Source organism: Pseudomonas atagonensis (assembly GCF_011369485.1).
Classification (GTDB): domain Bacteria; phylum Pseudomonadota; class Gammaproteobacteria; order Pseudomonadales; family Pseudomonadaceae; genus Aquipseudomonas; species Aquipseudomonas atagonensis.
The window spans coordinates 65,479-82,319 of sequence record NZ_VXCA01000035.1 but is presented as its reverse complement, the minus strand read 5'-3'; the positions used below and the strand labels follow the sequence as shown (position 1 = coordinate 82,319).

At 60.2% G+C, this 16,841-nt stretch carries 16 protein-coding genes; 9 read left to right on the top strand and 7 right to left on the bottom strand.

Annotated elements, in window-relative coordinates:
• The first annotated feature begins 24 nt into the window (after positions 1 to 24).
• Positions 25 to 774: a TSUP family transporter gene (locus F2P67_RS23565; protein WP_178120951.1), complete on the top strand. Its 750-nt coding sequence runs from the start codon at positions 25 to 27 to the stop codon at positions 772 to 774.
• Here the strand turns inward: F2P67_RS23565 and F2P67_RS23560 are convergent.
• Positions 764 to 1,618: a LysR family transcriptional regulator gene (locus F2P67_RS23560; protein WP_178120954.1), complete on the bottom strand. Its 855-nt coding sequence runs from the start codon at positions 1,616 to 1,618 to the stop codon at positions 764 to 766. The two genes, F2P67_RS23565 and F2P67_RS23560, sit on opposite strands and share 11 nt — an antisense overlap.
• A gap of 97 nt (positions 1,619 to 1,715) precedes the next feature.
• On the opposite strand from F2P67_RS23560, the gene F2P67_RS23555 reads away from it, so the two are divergent.
• Together F2P67_RS23555 and F2P67_RS23550 are read left to right on the top strand one after the other, a co-directional pair.
• Entirely contained in the window at positions 1,716 to 1,931 is a 216-nt protein-coding gene (locus F2P67_RS23555) for a DUF1127 domain-containing protein (RefSeq protein ID WP_166224400.1), read from the top strand.
• Positions 1,932 to 1,995: 64 nt separating this feature from the next.
• On the top strand, positions 1,996 to 3,222 hold the full coding sequence (locus tag F2P67_RS23550) for a winged helix-turn-helix domain-containing protein (RefSeq protein WP_166224397.1): 1,227 nt from the start codon (positions 1,996 to 1,998) through the stop codon (positions 3,220 to 3,222).
• A 98-nt stretch (positions 3,223 to 3,320) separates the two neighbouring features.
• On the opposite strand, the gene F2P67_RS23545 is transcribed toward F2P67_RS23550, so the two are convergent.
• A complete protein-coding gene (locus tag F2P67_RS23545) occupies positions 3,321 to 4,667 on the bottom strand; it encodes a class II 3-deoxy-7-phosphoheptulonate synthase (RefSeq protein ID WP_003226774.1) in 1,347 nt (448 codons plus the stop codon).
• Positions 4,668 to 4,818: 151 nt separating this feature from the next.
• Here F2P67_RS23545 and F2P67_RS23540 point away from each other — a divergent pair, with 151 nt between their 5' ends.
• Positions 4,819 to 5,574, top strand: coding sequence for a spermidine synthase (locus tag F2P67_RS23540; protein ID WP_166224394.1), 756 nt, complete (start codon positions 4,819 to 4,821; stop codon positions 5,572 to 5,574).
• A gap of 131 nt (positions 5,575 to 5,705) precedes the next feature.
• On the opposite strand, the gene F2P67_RS23535 is transcribed toward F2P67_RS23540, so the two are convergent.
• Positions 5,706 to 6,497 carry a crotonase/enoyl-CoA hydratase family protein gene (locus F2P67_RS23535; RefSeq protein WP_166224391.1) on the bottom strand — a complete coding sequence of 264 codons (792 nt, stop codon included), beginning with the start codon at positions 6,495 to 6,497 and terminating at the stop codon, positions 5,706 to 5,708.
• A 421-nt stretch (positions 6,498 to 6,918) separates the two neighbouring features.
• Between F2P67_RS23535 and F2P67_RS23530 the strand changes: the two genes are divergently transcribed.
• Positions 6,919 to 8,592: a DEAD/DEAH box helicase gene (locus F2P67_RS23530; RefSeq protein WP_007964821.1), complete on the top strand. Its 1,674-nt coding sequence runs from the start codon at positions 6,919 to 6,921 to the stop codon at positions 8,590 to 8,592.
• A gap of 77 nt (positions 8,593 to 8,669) precedes the next feature.
• On the opposite strand, the gene F2P67_RS23525 is transcribed toward F2P67_RS23530, so the two are convergent.
• Complete coding sequence (locus F2P67_RS23525; RefSeq protein ID WP_166224388.1) at positions 8,670 to 9,437, bottom strand: DODA-type extradiol aromatic ring-opening family dioxygenase; 768 nt, start codon at positions 9,435 to 9,437, stop codon at positions 8,670 to 8,672.
• A gap of 102 nt (positions 9,438 to 9,539) precedes the next feature.
• Here F2P67_RS23525 and F2P67_RS23520 point away from each other — a divergent pair, with 102 nt between their 5' ends.
• Positions 9,540 to 10,196, top strand: coding sequence for a thiopurine S-methyltransferase (locus tag F2P67_RS23520; RefSeq protein WP_166224385.1), 657 nt, complete (start codon positions 9,540 to 9,542; stop codon positions 10,194 to 10,196).
• 239 nt (positions 10,197 to 10,435) lie between these two features.
• On the opposite strand, the gene htpX is transcribed toward F2P67_RS23520, so the two are convergent.
• Together htpX and F2P67_RS23510 are read right to left on the bottom strand one after the other, a co-directional pair.
• Positions 10,436 to 11,323, bottom strand: coding sequence for a protease HtpX (htpX, locus tag F2P67_RS23515; protein ID WP_007908619.1), 888 nt, complete (start codon positions 11,321 to 11,323; stop codon positions 10,436 to 10,438).
• Between the two features lie 304 nt (positions 11,324 to 11,627).
• Entirely contained in the window at positions 11,628 to 12,839 is a 1,212-nt protein-coding gene (locus F2P67_RS23510; protein ID WP_166224382.1) for a pyridoxal phosphate-dependent aminotransferase, read from the bottom strand.
• Between the two features lie 223 nt (positions 12,840 to 13,062).
• Between F2P67_RS23510 and msrB the strand changes: the two genes are divergently transcribed.
• The 3 genes from msrB to F2P67_RS23495 all read left to right on the top strand — a co-directional run bounded on the left by msrB (position 13,063) and on the right by F2P67_RS23495 (position 14,503).
• Positions 13,063 to 13,458: a peptide-methionine (R)-S-oxide reductase MsrB gene (msrB, locus tag F2P67_RS23505; RefSeq protein WP_166224379.1), complete on the top strand. Its 396-nt coding sequence runs from the start codon at positions 13,063 to 13,065 to the stop codon at positions 13,456 to 13,458.
• A gap of 101 nt (positions 13,459 to 13,559) precedes the next feature.
• Positions 13,560 to 14,045 carry a glutathione peroxidase gene (locus F2P67_RS23500; protein ID WP_166224376.1) on the top strand — a complete coding sequence of 162 codons (486 nt, stop codon included), beginning with the start codon at positions 13,560 to 13,562 and terminating at the stop codon, positions 14,043 to 14,045.
• The gene (locus F2P67_RS23495; RefSeq protein ID WP_166224373.1) at positions 14,042 to 14,503 is read left to right on the top strand and encodes a MarR family winged helix-turn-helix transcriptional regulator; all 462 of its coding nucleotides are present in this window, start codon (positions 14,042 to 14,044) and stop codon (positions 14,501 to 14,503) included. Before F2P67_RS23500 ends, F2P67_RS23495 begins: the two co-directional genes overlap by 4 nt.
• Here F2P67_RS23495 and F2P67_RS23490 read toward each other — a convergent pair.
• Positions 14,487 to 16,808: a hybrid sensor histidine kinase/response regulator gene (locus F2P67_RS23490; protein WP_166224370.1), complete on the bottom strand. Its 2,322-nt coding sequence runs from the start codon at positions 16,806 to 16,808 to the stop codon at positions 14,487 to 14,489. The two genes, F2P67_RS23495 and F2P67_RS23490, sit on opposite strands and share 17 nt — an antisense overlap.
• Positions 16,809 to 16,841 lie beyond the last annotated feature (33 nt).

Here is a 16,841-nt window from a genome sequence, read left to right as displayed (position 1 = left end):
GCCTGACGTAAGAGGAATTCGGCTGTGATGGAGTTTTTGTTGTACCTGCTGTTTGGCGCAGCCCTTGGCACACTGGGCGGTATTTTCGGCATCGGTGGCGGTTTGATCGCTATCCCGTTGCTGGGCGTCTGGTTCGGTCTCGACCAGCAAATCGCCCAAGGCACCGCGCTGGTGATGGTCGTGCCGAACGTGATGCTGGCGTTGTGGCGTTATCACCAGCGCAATCGCATTGAGCTGCGCCACGCATTGCCATTGGCGCTCATGGGTTTTTGCTTTGCCTGGATCGGCTCGATCTGGGCGGTGGGCATCGATGCGCAAACCATGCGCATCGGTTTCGTCGCGTTTCTGGTGGCGCTGTCAGCTTATAACCTGCTGAAGATGTTCGGCAAACGCCCGGCAGCCACTGCCGAGATGCGTTATTCCTGGCGGTGGCTCGGTGTGCTCGGCGCGGCGTCCGGCACCATGGGCGGCTTGTTCGGTGTCGGCGGGGCGGTGGTGGCAACGCCGGTACTGACCAGTCTGTTCGGCACCACGCAAGTGGTGGCGCAAGGTTTGTCGCTGGCACTGGCCTTGCCCAGTACCGGCGTCACTTTGGTGACTTACGCGTTGCATCACGAAGTGAATTGGATGATCGGTCTGCCGTTGGCGCTGGGTGGTCTGGCGAGCATCAGTTGGGGTGTGAAAGTTGCCCACGCCATGCCGGAAAAACTCCTGCGCGGGCTGTTCTGCGGATTCCTAGTGCTCTGTGCGGTGATGCTCGCGTTTAAAGTTTGAAGCCTTCGACGATGTGCTCGGCCAGGCATTCGGTAATCGGCGAAGGATTGTTGAGGTTGCGGATCAGCATGATGCTCGCCTCAGGCAAAAGCGGCAGGTCCTCGTCGGCGCCGAGAATGCGCATGTCCGCAGTGATCAGGCTCTCCAGTTGCGCGGTGATCGCCAGGCCCGCGCTCACCACCGCCATCAGCGCTGACAGACTGCTGCTGTTATAGGCGATGCGGTAATCGCGGCCCATCGCGTCCAGCGCATTGCAGGCCCACAAGCGGCAGAAACAATCACTGTTAAACATCGCGAGAGGCAGCGGCGTCTGCTCGTGGGCGCTGAAGTTTTGCGCTTCGGCCCAGACGAAACGCTCCTTGCGCAGCAACTGACCGATCTCGTTACCCGGCTCGCGGGTGACGATCGATAAATCCAGATCGGTGCGCTGCAACAGTTGTTTGGTCGACTCGCAATGCACTTCGATCTGGATCAGCGGATAAAACTGCGCGAACCGCGACAGGATCCCCGGCAGAAAACGCATCACGTAATCATCCGGCGTGCCGATCTTCACGGTGCCGACCATGTGCGGCTCGCGCAGCGTATTGAACACCTCACTGTGCAGTTTGAGAATGCGCCGCGCGTAGCCGAGCAGCACCTGGCCCTCGGCGGTCAGGCGAACCTGACGTCCGTCACGTTCGAACAACTGGCGCTGCAACACGTCCTCTTCCAGACGTTTCATCTGCATGCTCACCGCTGATTGCGTGCGGTTGACCATCTCGCCGGCGCGGGTGAAACCACCCTGATCGGCAATCGCGACGAAGGTGCGCAGGACATCGGTATCGATACTGGGGTAAGCCGACAATTGATGAATCTCCGTGATGCATGCCATCAGAAACATTCGTTGGATTGATCTTAGCGCCGGGACGAGACTTGAGCCATCCACAATGGAGGGCAACACGATGAAAGGTCATGAAGAGTACGCAGGCGAAGAAAAATTTACCGGCCATATCGTTTCCGATCTGCTGCACAAGTTTAGTCGCTGGTACGAATTGCACAGAGAGCGCGAACTGCTCGCCAGCCTGAGCGACGAAGCCTTGAAGGATATCGGGATCAGCCGTGCCGACGTCGAGCATGAAACCGTGCGGCCGTTCTGGGACGATCCGATGCATAAATGATGAGCCGAACGCTACACAAACCCACTTACGGTGAGGTAGGTTGCGAGCAGACAAGGAGATTTTCATGCCCGCGACACTGTCCTTTTCCATCACACAGGCGCGACGTCTGGCGCTGGCTGCCCAAGGGTTCAACGGGCGCCAGCCGCCAACCGTCAAGGCTGCGCACATCAATCAGCTGATCCAACGGCTGGGCCTGCTGCAAATCGACTCCGTCAATGCGCTGGTGCGCTCGCACTATCTGCCGCTGTTTTCCCGTCTCGGTTCCTATTCTTCTGATTTGCTCGACCAGGCGGCCTGGAGTTCGGGCCGGCGTCGTACGCTCTTCGAATATTGGGGCCACGAAGCCTCGTTGCTGCCGTTGTCGATGTATCCCTTGCTCGGCTGGCGCATGCAGCGGGCAAAGCGTGGCGAGGATATTTATCAGCAACTGGCGAAATTCGGTCGTGAACAGCAAGGGACGATTCGCCGGGTTCTGGCGTTGGTCGAAGAGCGTGGCGCACTGGGTGCCGGCAGCCTCTCGACCCGCGAGGACAAGGCCGGGCCCTGGTGGGACTGGAGTGCGGAAAAGCATGCGCTGGAATGGTTGTTTGCCGCCGGTGAAGTGACGGTGGCGGGGCGGCGGGGTTTTGAGCGGTTGTACGATTTGCCCGAGCGGGTGATTCCTTCTGCCATTCTGCAACAGGCGCTACCTGACGAAGCCAACGCCCAGCGCGGTTTGTTGTTGCACGCCGCCACCGCGTTGGGCGTTGGCACTGAGAAAGACCTGCGCGATTACTTCCGTCTGAATCCGGCCGATGCCCGACCGCGTTTGGCTGAACTGGTTGAAGCGGGTCAGTTGATTGCCTGTGAAGTCGGCGATTGGCGGCAAATCGCCTACTGCCTGCCGGAGCCGAAATTCCCGCGCAAGGTCGCCGCCAGCGCGCTGCTGTCGCCGTTCGATTCACTGATCTGGGAGCGTAGCCGCACCGAGCGATTGTTCGACTTTCGCTATCGGCTGGAGATCTACACGCCGCAGGACAAGCGGGTATACGGCTATTACGTGTTGCCGTTTTTGCACAATGAGCGGATCGCCGCGCGAGTCGACTTGCGCGCCGAACGGGCGTCGGGGCGGCTGGCGGTGCATGCAGTGCACGAGGAACAGCCGGGGCTGGATGAGGAGGGGATGCTGGCGCTGGCCGTGAGTTTGCGGCGGATGGCGCACTGGTTGGGGCTGGAGCGCGTGCAGCTCAATTGTCACCGCGAGAGTGCGGGGCGGTTGCGGGTGGCGTTGGCGCAGATTGATGTTGTCTGAGCTGGCCTCTTCGCGAGAAAGCCCGCTCCCACATTGGATTTGTGTACGACACAAATCGTGTGTGGGAGCGAGCCTGCTCGCGAAAGGGACGGCGCGGTCTAGCGACGGACTTGCTTCAACGTCTCGGCAATCAAAAATGCCAGTTCCAGCGACTGATCGGCATTCATCCGAGGATCGCAATGCGTGTGATAGCGATCCGACAACCCGTCTTCAGTGATCGGCCGCGCCCCACCAATGCACTCGGTCACGTTCTGCCCGGTCATTTCGATGTGAATCCCGCCGGCATAACTGCCTTCTGCCTCGTGCACCTGGAAGAATTGCTTCACCTCGCCGAGGATCTGCGCAAAATCGCGGGTCTTGTAGCCGCTGCTGGCTTTGATGGTGTTGCCGTGCATCGGGTCGGAACTCCACAGCACCTGCTTGCCTTCGCGCTGTACCGCGCGGATCAGCGCCGGCAGGTGATCGCCAACCTTGTTCGCACCCATCCGCGCGATCAGGTTCAGACGGCCCGGATCGTTGTCCGGGTTGAGCACGTCGATCAGGCGGATCAAATCGTCCGGGTTCATGCTCGGGCCGACTTTGACCCCAATCGGGTTATTCACCCCGCGCAGGAATTCAACGTGAGCGCCGTCGAGCTGACGGGTGCGGTCGCCGATCCACAGCATGTGGGCCGAGCAGTCGTAGTAATCGTTGGTCAGGCTGTCGCGGCGAACGAAGGCTTCTTCATAGTTCAGCAGCAGCGCTTCGTGGGCAGTGAAGAAACTGGTTTCGCGCAATTGCGGCGAGCTGTCCATGCCACAGGCACGCATGAACGCCAGGGTTTCATCGATGCGGTCGGCGAGGTGGCTGTACTTCTCCGCCAGCGCCGAGTTGGCGATGAAGTCCAGGTTCCACTTGTGCACCTGATGCAGGTCGGCAAAACCGCCCTGAGCAAACGCGCGCAGCAGGTTGAGGGTCGCGGTGGACTGGTGATAGGACTGCAGCAGACGCTCGGGATCCGGTACGCGGCTCTTCTCGTCAAAACCGATGCCGTTGACGATATCCCCACGGTAGGCGGGCAGGGTCACGCCGTCGATGGTCTCGTCGTTGGCCGAACGCGGCTTGGCGAACTGACCGGCCATACGGCCGACCTTGACCACCGGGCAACCGGCCGCAAAGGTCATGACAATCGCCATTTGCAGCAACACTTTAAACGTGTCGCGAATCTTTGCCGCAGAGAATTCGGCGAAGCTTTCGGCGCAATCGCCACCCTGCAGCAGAAACGCCCGGCCCTGAGTGACCTCGGCAAACTGACGACGCAGCTCGCGCGCTTCGCCGGCAAACACCAGTGGCGGATAACTGGCCAGGGTTTGCTCGACCTGGCGCAGGTGTGCGGCGTCGGGGTATTGGGGTTGTTGCTGGATCGGCAGGGCGCGCCAGCTGTCAGGGCTCCACGGTTGGCTCATCACGTTCTCTAAGGTTCTACGCACGGAAGGCCATGGTATCAGCAAATTAGTGCGTGACCTGTTCCCGCACCTTCGCCGACAATCGCCGCTTTGCCACGGCGCCACAGCGGTGCCATCGCGTCACCGCGCCCGGTGACCATCAGGAGACGAAATGACTGAGGAGCGCGTCGAGCATCTGCTCGCCGAGGTACAGGATGAATTCGGCGTGATTCGCGTGCTGGAAGTGGCCGACTACCGTTTTCTGGAGTTCGGCGATGCGATCGAGCAGAGCTGCGTGTTCACCGCCGACCCGAGCTGGCTGGAATACGACTACACCCGGGCGATGCTGATTGGTGCGCTGTGCCATGAGCAACCTGAGAGCGCGCTGTTTCTCGGGCTGGGCGCGGGGACGCTGACTCAGGCCTGCCTGAAGTTCCTGCCGCTGGACGATGTCGAAGCCATCGAGTTGCGCCCGGATGTACCGCGTCTGGCCATCGAATATCTGGGCCTGGACGATGATCCGCGTTTGTACATCCGTGTCGGCGATGCCCTCGAATTGTTACCGACGGCGGAGCCGGCGGATCTGATCTTTGTCGACCTGTACACCGATGTCGGTCCGGGTGTCGGGCATCTGGCCTGGAGTTTTCTCGGCGACTGCCAGAAGCGTCTGAATCCGGGAGGCTGGCTGGTGATCAATCAATGGGCCACGGATGACGGCAAGCCGCTCGGTGCGGCGTTGTTGCGCGGGCTCTATCACCGGCACTACTGGGAATTGCCAGTGAAGGAGGGCAACGTGATTCTGATTGTGCCGGCGGATCTCGATCAGGCGCTGGACCTGCAGGCGCTGACGGCGCGGGCCGAAGCATTGGCGCCGCGACTGGGGTATTCGCTGGAGTCGTTGATCAAGGCGATTCGCCCGGCTACATGATTTGCTGAATGTGCCTGCCCCTTCGCGGGCAACCCCGCTCCTACAGTGACCGTGTCGTTCACAGATTGTGTGTACGGCGCAGAACTTGTGGGAGCGGGCTTGCCCGCTAAGGCGGCATCACCGCCGCCCATTCAGATCCCTTTGAAGATGCCGGGGCGCCGCTCCACCAGCGACCGCACTCCCTCTTTGGCATCCTCAGTTGCCAGCAATTTCTTCACCATCGCCGGCAATCCCTGCGCCGCTACCGTCTCGCCTTCATACCGCGCCTGCCGCGCCGACATCAGCGTCGCCTGCACGCCCAGCGGTGCCTGCCGGGCAATCCGATCGGCCAGTTCAATCGCCCGGGGCAGCAAGTCTTCGCTGGCCATCACTTCCTGCACCAGGCCCAGTCGCAGCGCGTCGTGCGCATCGAACTCATCCCCGGTCAGCAGCCAGCGCATGGCGTTGCCCCAGCCGGCTATCTGTTGAAAACGCAAAGTCGCTCCGCCAAACGGAAAGATCCCACGCTGCACTTCCATCTGTGCGAAGCGGGTATTGCTCGCGCAAAGGTTGATGTCGGCGGCCAGCATCAACTCGATGCCGATGGTCAGGCAGTACCCCTGCGCCGCAACTATCACCGGTTTGCTCACCCGGGGTCCGACGAAAACACCCCACGGATCGCAACCGCCGGTCGGAACCTGCCAGCCTTGGGCGAGGGCGGCGCTGGCATTCACCAGATCCAGACCGGCGGTAAAGTGCTCGCCATGCCCGAACACCACCGCCACCCGAGCCTCGGAATCAGCCTCGAACTCGCCGTAGGCCAGGCTCAGCTCATTGAGCAGATCGAGGTCGAAAGCATTGCGCTTGGCGGCCCGGTCGAGGCCAATCAAATGGACATGACCACGACGCTCACGGCTGACGCGGCCGGGACAGGGCTGATTCATGGATAAATCCTCGGGCGGGAAGGGCGGGTGCAGCGACGGTATGCCACACGTCGGTGAATCGTTTAAGCGTCATCGCCCGCAGGGCCGGGCCTTTGAAAAATAGACCTTCGCGCGATTATCCGCAAAACCCCGTTACACAGCGGTGACACACGGATTCAGTCGATAAAAAAAGCTCCCTTTTCGGGCAAATTCCGGTATAGTGCGCGCCGGCCTTTAACCGGGCCGCGTTTAGGTAGCGCAATTCCCCGAAGTCAGCTTCGGCTGCATGTCCGCACTGCGGGCTCTTCCTTGACGATTCTTTTTCATTCATTCGTTTTCGCAAATCCCCGCCGACAAAGCTGCCAGGGCGACTCTTGAGTCTCAACACGGCATGTGCAGCTTTGGAGCATGGGTCTTTGCGGATGCACTTAGAGGCAGACCCATGACCCAGGAAATCGGCGGCTTCGCCGCTCTTGAACTTCATCCCAATATTGTCGCTGCAGTAGTCGCTACCGGCTATGAAGAGCCTTCGGCCATTCAGCAGCAGTCGATCCCGATCATCCTCGCCGGTCACGATATGATTGGTCAGGCGCAAACCGGTACCGGTAAAACCGCTGCCTTTGCCCTGCCTATCCTGCACCGCATTGATCCGTCCAAGCGCGAGCCGCAAGCTCTGATCCTGGCCCCAACTCGTGAGTTGGCGCTACAAGTTGCAACCGCTTTCGAAACCTATGCCAAGCAAATGCCGGGCGTAACTGTTGTGGCTGTCTACGGCGGCGCGCCGATGGGCCCACAACTGAAAGCAATCCGTAATGGCGCACAGATCGTTGTCGCCACGCCGGGCCGTCTGTGCGACCACCTGCGTCGCGACGAAAAAGTCCTCGCTACCGTGAACCACCTGGTTCTGGACGAAGCAGACGAAATGCTCAAACTGGGCTTCATGGACGACCTGGAAGTTATCTTCAAGGCCATGCCGGAAACCCGTCAGACCGTATTGTTCTCGGCTACCCTGCCGCAATCGATCCGTGCCATCGCCGAACGCCATCTGCGCGATCCGAAGCACGTGAAGATCCAGAGCAAGACCCAGACCGTTACCGCGATCGAACAGGCTCACCTGTTGGTTCACGCTGACCAGAAGACTTCGGCCGTTCTCAGCTTGCTGGAAGTGGAAGATTTCGACGCGCTGATCATGTTCGTGCGCACCAAGCAGGCGACCCTGGATCTGGCCAGTGCCCTCGACGCCAAAGGCTACAAAGCCGCAGCGCTGAACGGCGACATCGCCCAGAACCAGCGTGAGCGCGTGATCGACTCGCTGAAAGATGGCCGTCTGGACATCGTTGTGGCGACCGACGTAGCGGCTCGTGGTCTGGACGTTCCGCGCATCACTCACGTGTTCAACGTTGACATGCCGTACGATCCTGAGTCCTACGTTCACCGTATCGGCCGTACCGGCCGTGCCGGTCGCGAAGGTCGTGCACTGCTGCTGGTGACTCCACGTGAGCGCCGCATGCTGCAAGTGATCGAACGTGTCACCGGTCAGAAGGTTGCTGAAGTTCGCCTGCCGGACGCGCAAGCCGTTCTCGACGCACGCATCAAGAAATTGACCAACAGCCTGTCGCCGCTGGTCGCTGATGCCGAATCGACTCACGGTGAGCTGCTCGATCGTCTGACCGCTGACATCGGCTGCACGCCGCGTGCTCTGGCTGCTGCGCTGCTGCGCAAGGCTACCAACGGTCAAGCGCTGAACCTGGCCGCGATCGAGAAGGAACGTCCACTGGTGCCGAACAACGCACCGCGTGGCGACCGTCCTGAGCGTTCCGGTGATCGTCCTGATCGTGGTGACCGCGAGCGTCGCGCGCCAATGCCTTTGGGCGAAGGCCGTGCTCGTTGCCGTACCGCGCTGGGTGCGCGTGACGGTATCGCCGCGAAAAACCTGCTGGGCGCCATCCTCAACGAAGGTGGTCTGGCCCGTGAAGCGATCGGTCGCATCCAGGTGCGTGACAGCTTCAGCCTCGTCGAGCTGCCGGAAGACGGTCTGGACAAGCTCCTGACCAAGCTGAAGGACACTCGCGTTGCCGGTAAGCAGCTGAAACTGCGTCGCTATCGCGAAGATTGATCCGCCCTTGGGCTGATTGATCGAACATAAAAAATCCCCGACTGGTTCGGGGATTTTTTTTACCTGCGATTTGGGCATCAGCCGAAGCGGTAGATGTCCATGCCCAGCGCGGCCATCGTGAATCCCTTGTGCGCGACGCTGAACTCACCCCCAGCACCCCGCGCAAAATACAACGGCAACAAATGCTCATCACTCGGATGGCTGCGCACCGCGTTCGGTGCCTGCTGGCGGTAATCATGCAGCGCCGCTTCATCGTCGGCCGCCAGCTTGTCGATCACCCAGTCACGGAACTCCCGCGCCCACGGCTCCACGCTGTCTGGGCCGGCGTGCCAGTCCAGTTCGCGCAGGTTGTGTGTAATGCTGCCGGAACCGATCAGTAAAATGCCTTGTTCACGCAAACTGGCCAGCGCATGGCCGACACGGGTCTGCAGCGCCGGGCCACCCCGGCTGGGCAGCGAAACCTGCACCACCGGAATATCGGCCTGCGGATACATCAGCGAAAGCGGCACCCACACCCCATGGTCAAACGGTCGTTGTGGGTCGAGGCGCGCCGGCAGGTCGTTGGCGGTCAGCAATTGCGCGACTTCGGCAGCCAGTTGCGGATTACCCGGCGCCGGGTATTGCACTTCAAACAGCGCCCGGGGAAAACCGCCGAAGTCGTGCCAGGTCTCGGGTTGTGGATGGCTGCTGACCAGCAGCTCATGGCTTTCCCAGTGTGCCGATACGATCACAATGGCATTCGGGCGGGGCAGTTCAGCGGCCAGTCGCGCCAGGGCCGGGCCGCTGGCGCCGGGTTCCAGTGCGAGCATGGGTGAACCATGGGAAATAAACAGGCTGGGAAACATGATGGGTTCCTGAGCGGTAAGATGGCTCATCTTCAGTCAGTTCATTGATCTGATTCCAATATAAGTTTTAACGCTTTTTGATCGATTTTTTGGGAGTGATACATGCAGCCTGAGTTTTGGCACAAGAAGTGGGAATCGAACCAGATCGGCTTTCACCAACCCGAGGTCAACGTGTATTTGCAGCGGCACTGGCCGGCACTGGCAATTCCTGCGCAGGCGCGCGTGCTGGTGCCGCTGTGTGGGAAAAGTCTGGATTTGGCGTGGCTGGCCGGGCGTGGCCATCAGGTGCTGGGGGTTGAACTGTCGGAAAAGGCTGTCGAGGATTTTTTCAGTGAACACCAGATTCAGCCGCAAGTCAGCGAGAACGGCGCGTTCAAGGTCTATCACAGCGACGCTGTCGAACTTTGGTGTGGTGATTTCTTTGCGCTGACTGCCAGCGATGTGGTCGATTGCCCAGCGTTGTACGACCGGGCCGCGCTGATCGCCTTGCCGGCGCCGATGCGGGAGCGCTATGCAGCTCATCTCCAACAGATCCTGCCGCAGGGTGTGCAGGGGTTGCTGATCACGCTGGATTACGATCAGGCGCAGATGCCCGGGCCACCGTTTGCCGTGCCGGATGCCGAAGTGCAGCGCTTGTTGGGTGGCGGCTGGCAGGTCGAGAGGCTAGAAGAGCAGGATGTGCTAAGGGACAGCTGGAAATTCCTGCAAGCTGGGGTGACGCGGCTGGAGGAGCGGGTTTACCGGGTTTCGTCGTGTTAGTTATGTGCAAATAATGCCGACGCTTTCGGGAGCAAGCCCCCTCCCACACTGATTGGTTCAATGTCACAGATTACCTGTCCATCACACTGTGGCTGGTTCAATTTCACTGATTGGATGTACACCACAAAACCTGTGGGAGGGGGCTTGCTCCCGAAGAGGCTGGAACAGGCACTGCATAATCCTGAGCAACAAAAAAGGCCCGCATCACTGCGGGCCTTTTTGTTTTTACTTCAGTCTGATCAACCGCGACGACGCAGGGCGTCGATACGCTCTTCCAGTGGCGGGTGGCTCATGAACATGCGTGCGAAGCCCTGTTTGATGCCACCGTTGATGCCAAAGGCGTTCAGGGTGTCCGGCATGTGCACCGGCAGGCCCTGTTCGGCGCGCAGGCGTTGCAGCGCACCAATCATCGCGCTGGTGCCGGCCAGGCGTGCACCGGCTTCGTCGGCGCGAAATTCGCGTTTACGCGAGAACCACATGACGATGGCGCTGGCCAGAATGCCCAGTACCAGTTCGGCGAAGATGGTCGCCACGTAGTAGGCGATGCCCTGGCCTTCTTCGTTCTTGAAGATCACTTTGTCGACGAAGTTGCCGATGATCCGTGCGAAGAACATCACGAAGGTGTTCACCACGCCCTGAATCAGCGCCAGTGTGACCATGTCACCGTTGGCCACGTGACCGATTTCGTGGGCCAGCACCGCTTTCACTTCGTCCGGCGAGAAGCGCTCGAGAAGGCCCTGGCTGACGGCTACCAGCGCGTCGTTCTTGTTCCAGCCGGTAGCGAAGGCGTTTGCTTCGTAGGCCGGGAAAATACCGACTTCGGGCATCTTGATCCCGGCTTCGCGGGACAGTTGTTCGACGGTTTGCAGCAGCCATTGCTCATGACGGGTACGTGGCTGGCTGATGATCTGGGTACCGGTGCTCATTTTCGCCATCCATTTGGAGATGAACAGCGAGAACAACGAACCGGCGAAACCAAAGACCGCACAGAAGACCAGCAGCTGACTGAGGTCGAGATCAACCCCGTTGGCCGCCATGAACCCGTTGAAGCCGAACAGGCTCAGGGTGATGCTGGCTATCAGCACGACCGCCAGGTTAGTGGCCAAAAACAGCAGGATGCGCATCATGGTTGTAGAAATCTCCTCAAGCTAAAGATGTAGCGTACTGCGGGGTATATAAGGTGCTGCAACGGGCTATTCAACCGAGTGACTATTTCAAACTGTGTCCTACAGTGGATTCCTCGCTGCACGGCTCATTTCCCACAGCAGACACCGACATGGATGACAGATAGCCGCGACCCGCCGCCATTACGTCAGGCGCGAGTGGCAGGTACGAATCGCAAGTGTAGAAGGCGTGGAGAGGCGGGGACTGCAGAAGTGTTGCTGAATCAGACAATGCGCAACGAACCGGTCGTTGCGCACTGCTGGCCAGTTACTGGCGGTAGGACTTGAGGAAGTTGCCGATGCGGCCGATGGCCATTTCCAGATCATCGACACGGGGCAGGGTCACGACACGGAAGTGATCCGGCCAAGGCCAGTTGAACGCGGTGCCTTGCACGACCAGCAGCTTCTCGGAGAGCAGCAGGTCGAGGACGAATTTTTCGTCGTTATGAATCGGGCAGACCTTTGGATCGATTTTCGGGAACGCGTACAGCGCGCCCATCGGCTTGACGCAGCTCACGCCGGGAATGTCGTTGAGCAGCTCCCAGGTGCGGTTGCGCTGTTCCAGCAAACGACCTTGCGGCAGCACCAGATCATTGATGCTCTGATAGCCGCCCAGCGCCGTCTGGATCGCATGCTGGCTTGGCACGTTGGCGCACAGACGCATGTTGGCCAGCATGTCGATGCCTTCGATGTAGCTCTGGGCATTGTGTTTCGGCCCGGAAATCGCAATCCAGCCGGAGCGGAAACCCGCCACGCGGTAGGACTTCGACAGACCGTTGAAGGTCAGGCACAGCAGATCCGGGGCCAGGGAGGCGGTGCAGATGTGCACGGCGTCGTCGTACAGAATCTTGTCGTAGATCTCGTCGGAGAACACCACCAGATTATGCTGACGAGCCAGTTCCAGCATGCCCAGCAACACTTCTTTCGAATACACCGCACCGGTCGGGTTGTTCGGGTTGATGATCACCATCGCTTTGGTGTTCGGGGTGATCTTGGCCTTGATATCGGCCAGATCCGGGAACCAGTCGGCGCCTTCGTCGCACAGGTAATGCACGGCGTTGCCACCGGCCAGACTCACGGCAGCCGTCCACAGCGGGTAGTCCGGCGCCGGCACCAGCACTTCATCGCCATTGTTGAGCAGCGCCTGCAACGACATCACGATCAGCTCGGACACGCCGTTGCCCAGGTAAATGTCTTCGATGCCGACACCTTCTACCTGCTTTTGCTGGTAGTACTGCATCACGGCCTTGCGCGCACTGAACAGGCCTTTGGAATCGCTGTAACCCTGCGCGGTCGGCAGGTTGCGGATCACATCCTGAAGAATTTCGTCCGGCGCTTCGAAACCAAACGGCGCCGGGTTGCCGATGTTCAGCTTGAGGATGCGTTGACCTTCCTCTTCCAGTCGTTTGGCGTGCTTGAGCACCGGGCCGCGAATGTCGTAGCAGACGTTGGCGAGCTTGTTCGATTTGCTGAACTGCATGGCGATGTGATCCCGAAAATGAACGATCCAGACGGTGAGTGGACAACCGTTCTGGGATTCCTGCGTTTCGCACAGGCGGAGCTCTTGAGCCGTGGCTTGGAGAATCCGTTTGAATGCGTCCGGTCTGGCTGCCAGACTGGCGCGTGACGAGGCGCAATCATACGTGCCGCCCGATCCGTGGAAAAGGTACAGATCGGGCTTTTTCAGCCGCTGAGGTGTGATGATGGAAAAGTTGGAAAAAACCCTGGAAGAATGGCGTGAGATGCTCGACCCCGAGCAGTACAACGTTTGCCGTCTCAGTGCGACCGAGCGACCGTTCTCCGGCAAATACAACGCCACCAAAACCGACGGTGTTTACCACTGTGTCTGCTGCAATGAGCCACTGTTCGACTCCAAGACCAAATTCGACTCAGGCTGCGGTTGGCCGAGCTTCTACGCGCCAATCGGCGAAAGCGCCATGACCGAAATCCGTGACACGACCCACGGCATGATCCGCACTGAAGTGAAGTGCGCCCGCTGCGATGCGCACCTGGGACACGTGTTCCCGGACGGCCCGCCGCCGACCGGTCTGCGTTATTGCATCAACTCGGTGTGCCTGGATCTGGTGCCTCGCGAGTAGCTGATCGGGCGACCTGTGGGTCGCCTTTCGCATAATTGAATTGCACGCAATTTAATTGCTCGCTATGTTTCAGGGTCTCGACTTCCAATGGAGCCAGTCCGATGAGCGACAACCTGCTGAATATTCCCGTCACCACCATCAAAGGTGAGCAAAAGACCCTGTCTGACTTTGCCGGCAAGGCGGTTCTGGTGGTCAACACCGCCAGCAAATGCGGTTTCACCCCGCAATACAAAGGCCTGGAAGAACTGTGGCAGACCTACAAGGATCAGGGTCTGGTGGTGCTGGGCTTTCCGTGCAATCAGTTCGGCAAGCAAGAGCCGGGTAACGAAGGCGCGATCAGCGAGTTTTGTGAGTTGAATTACGGCGTCAGCTTCCCGCTGTTCAAGAAAATCGACGTCAACGGCGCCGGCGCCCATCCGCTGTTCGTGCAGTTGAAGAAACGCGCTCCGGGCGTGCTCGGTTCCCAAGGCATCAAGTGGAACTTCACCAAGTTCCTGATCGGCAAGGACGGCCAGTTGGTCAAGCGTTTCGCCCCGGCCACCAAGCCGCAGGACCTGAGCCGCGAGATTGAAGCCCTGCTCAAATGAACAGCCTGCCCGTTGATTCGCTGAAGCTCGACAGTCAGTTGTGCTTCAAGTTGTACGCCGCATCCCGGGCGGTGATTCGCGCTTACAAGCCTATGCTCGACCAGCTTGGCCTGACTTACCCGCAGTACCTGGCGATGCTGGTGTTGTGGGAATGGCAGGACAACGCGCCGGAGCAGCCTACGGTGAAAGCCTTGGGCGAACGTCTGGCGCTGGATTCCGGCACGCTGACGCCGCTGCTCAAGCGTCTGCAGCAGTTGCAACTGGTTCAGCGTCGGCGCTCGGCGCGCGACGAGCGTGAGGTTCACTTGAGCCTCACGTCGGCAGGGCAAACGTTGCGCGAGCAAGTCGGGCCGTTGAAGAGTCGCCTGCTGTGTGACAGCGGGGTCGATCTGGATCGGCTCAACGAATTGCGCGACGGCCTCGATCACTTGCTCTGGCAAATCAAGGCGTTGTCGTAGTCGGGATCCATTGATCCAGTAGCGCGGCGAGTTCTTCGCGGCGAAACGGCTTGGCCAGATAGTCGCTCATGCCCGCCGCGCGGCAGCGCTCGCGCTCTTCGGACATGGCGTTGGCGGTCAGGGCAACGATGGGCAGGTTCGGCCACCGCCCGCTCTGGCGAATCTGCCGGCTCGCTTCGTAGCCGTCCATGACCGGCATGTTGCAGTCCATCAGCACCATGTCGAATTCGTGGAACTCCAGTTGATCCAGCGCTTCGGCGCCGTGGCTGGCAACCACCACCTCGCAGCCGAGCTTGCCGAGCATGCCTTTGGCCACCAGTTGATTGACCGGATTGTCCTCGACCAGCAGTACTCGCCCGCGTCGCTGCGATGGCGAGGTTTCAAGGCGTGCGTCGTCGGGAGGCGTGATGTCCGGTTGCAGGATTCGCCGCAGGTTCTGGTACAGCGCATTGCGCGCCAGCGGCCGCGCCTGTTGCTGCAGCGGGGCGAGGGCGGCGGCTTCTTCGCTGGGCAGGAAACTGCCGTAGGCGGTGACCAGCAAAATCGGCGCATTGAGCGTCGGGCGCAGACCGAACAGACACTCGGGGCAATCGGTGATCAACACGTCCGGGGTCAGCCCCAGCAATGAGTCGTCGATGGTGCGTTGCTCATATTCAAGACCCCACACCGGCAGCAAGCTTTTCAACAACTCTGCCAGACCACTGCTGCTGGCGGTGATCGCGAGGACTTTGCCTTGCAGCGGCGGCGTGGGCACCGCGCGGGTGTGGCACGGCAGCGGCAGGTCGGCGCAGAACTGGCTGCCGAAACCGGCTTCGGAACTGATAGTCAGGCGTCCCTGCATCGCCTCGCAGAGGTTATAGGTCAGGGCCAGTCCCAGGCCGGTGCCGCCGTACTGGCGGGTAATGCCGGCGCCAGCCTGCGTGAACGGCTGGAAGATTTTCACCTGCGCGTCCTGGGCGATGCCGATCCCGGTGTCACAGACTTCGATGCGCACGCCTTCGTTGCAGGTCGACAAGCGCACATCGACGCGCCCGAAACGAGTGAATTTCAGCGCATTGGACAGCAGGTTGCTGACGATTTGCCGAACCCGGGTCGGATCGCCGAGTACCAGCGCAGGAAACTGCGGATCAATCAGGCAGGTCAGTTCGACACTGGGCGCGGCGTTCTGAGACAGCAGGTTGGCGGTGTCTTCGATCAGCGAGCCGAGGTCGAACGGAATGTGCTCAAGCTCCAGTTGCCCGGCATCGAATTTCGACAGGTCGAGAATATCGTTGAGCAGTTCCACCAGCACCTTGCCCGAGTCATGCGCGATGGACAGCTGTTGCTGCTGTTCGGCGTTCAACGGGCCGTCGAGTGACAGTGCGATCATCCCCAGCAAACCGTTGAGCGGCGTGCGGATCTCATGGCTCATGTTGGCGAGAAACGCCGAGCGGGCTTCAGCCATGTCCAGCGCCGTGCTGCGGGCGACTTCCAGTTCCTGATTGGACTGGCTGAGCCGGGCGTTGATGGCTTTGAGTTCAGCGGTGCGCGCCGAGACGATGTTCTCCAGTTGGCCGAGGTAATCGGTCAAACGGTTTTCGGCGTTGCGTCGCTGCTGGATTTCCGTGGCAATGTTTTCGAATTGCTGATTGGCGACTTTGACCAGCACGCCGATCTCGTCGTTGCCGTGCCCGGCCGGGCATTCAAGCGTTGTCGGTTCGGCGCTGCGCGGATCGCGGCCGCTGAGTTCACGAATCACCCGCACCAGCGGCTTGGTCAGCATCACGTAAAACAGCGCGAGCAGGATGCCGGTCAGAATCAGGCTGCGGGCGAAGCCATTGAGCAGGGTGACTTCGGCCCGCCGCAGAAAACGGCTGCCGAAGGCAAAGGTGTCGACTTCCAGGCTGAGTACGCCGAGGGATTCGTTGGGCAAGTGGTCGAGATAGAGGCGGTCTTCGAACTGGCGTTTGGCGCCGAACAGAAAGTCGCTGATGACCCGGTAATTGCTTTGCGACTCGGGGCGTTTGACGCTGGCCAGCACGGTATTGTTGTTGTCGGTCAGGTGAGCGGAAATGATCGCTGGCGAGCGCAACAGACCCAGCGTGAGTTCCTGCGCCAGTTCTGCGTCGATGTTGTAGGCGATACGCGAGGCCGGATTGTGGCTGATTTCCAGCAACGAGAGGATTTCACGGTTGATGGAGGCGTCTTCACTGGCATAATCGATGCCGATTTGCAGCAGGCTGAGCAGCGTGCCCAGAATGAACCCGACCAGCACGGTAAGCCTGGCTTGCTTGTAAGACAGCCGGTGGGTGAATTTGATATCCATGGGGTGTTGAACCACTTCCGTTTCCCTTCGCTG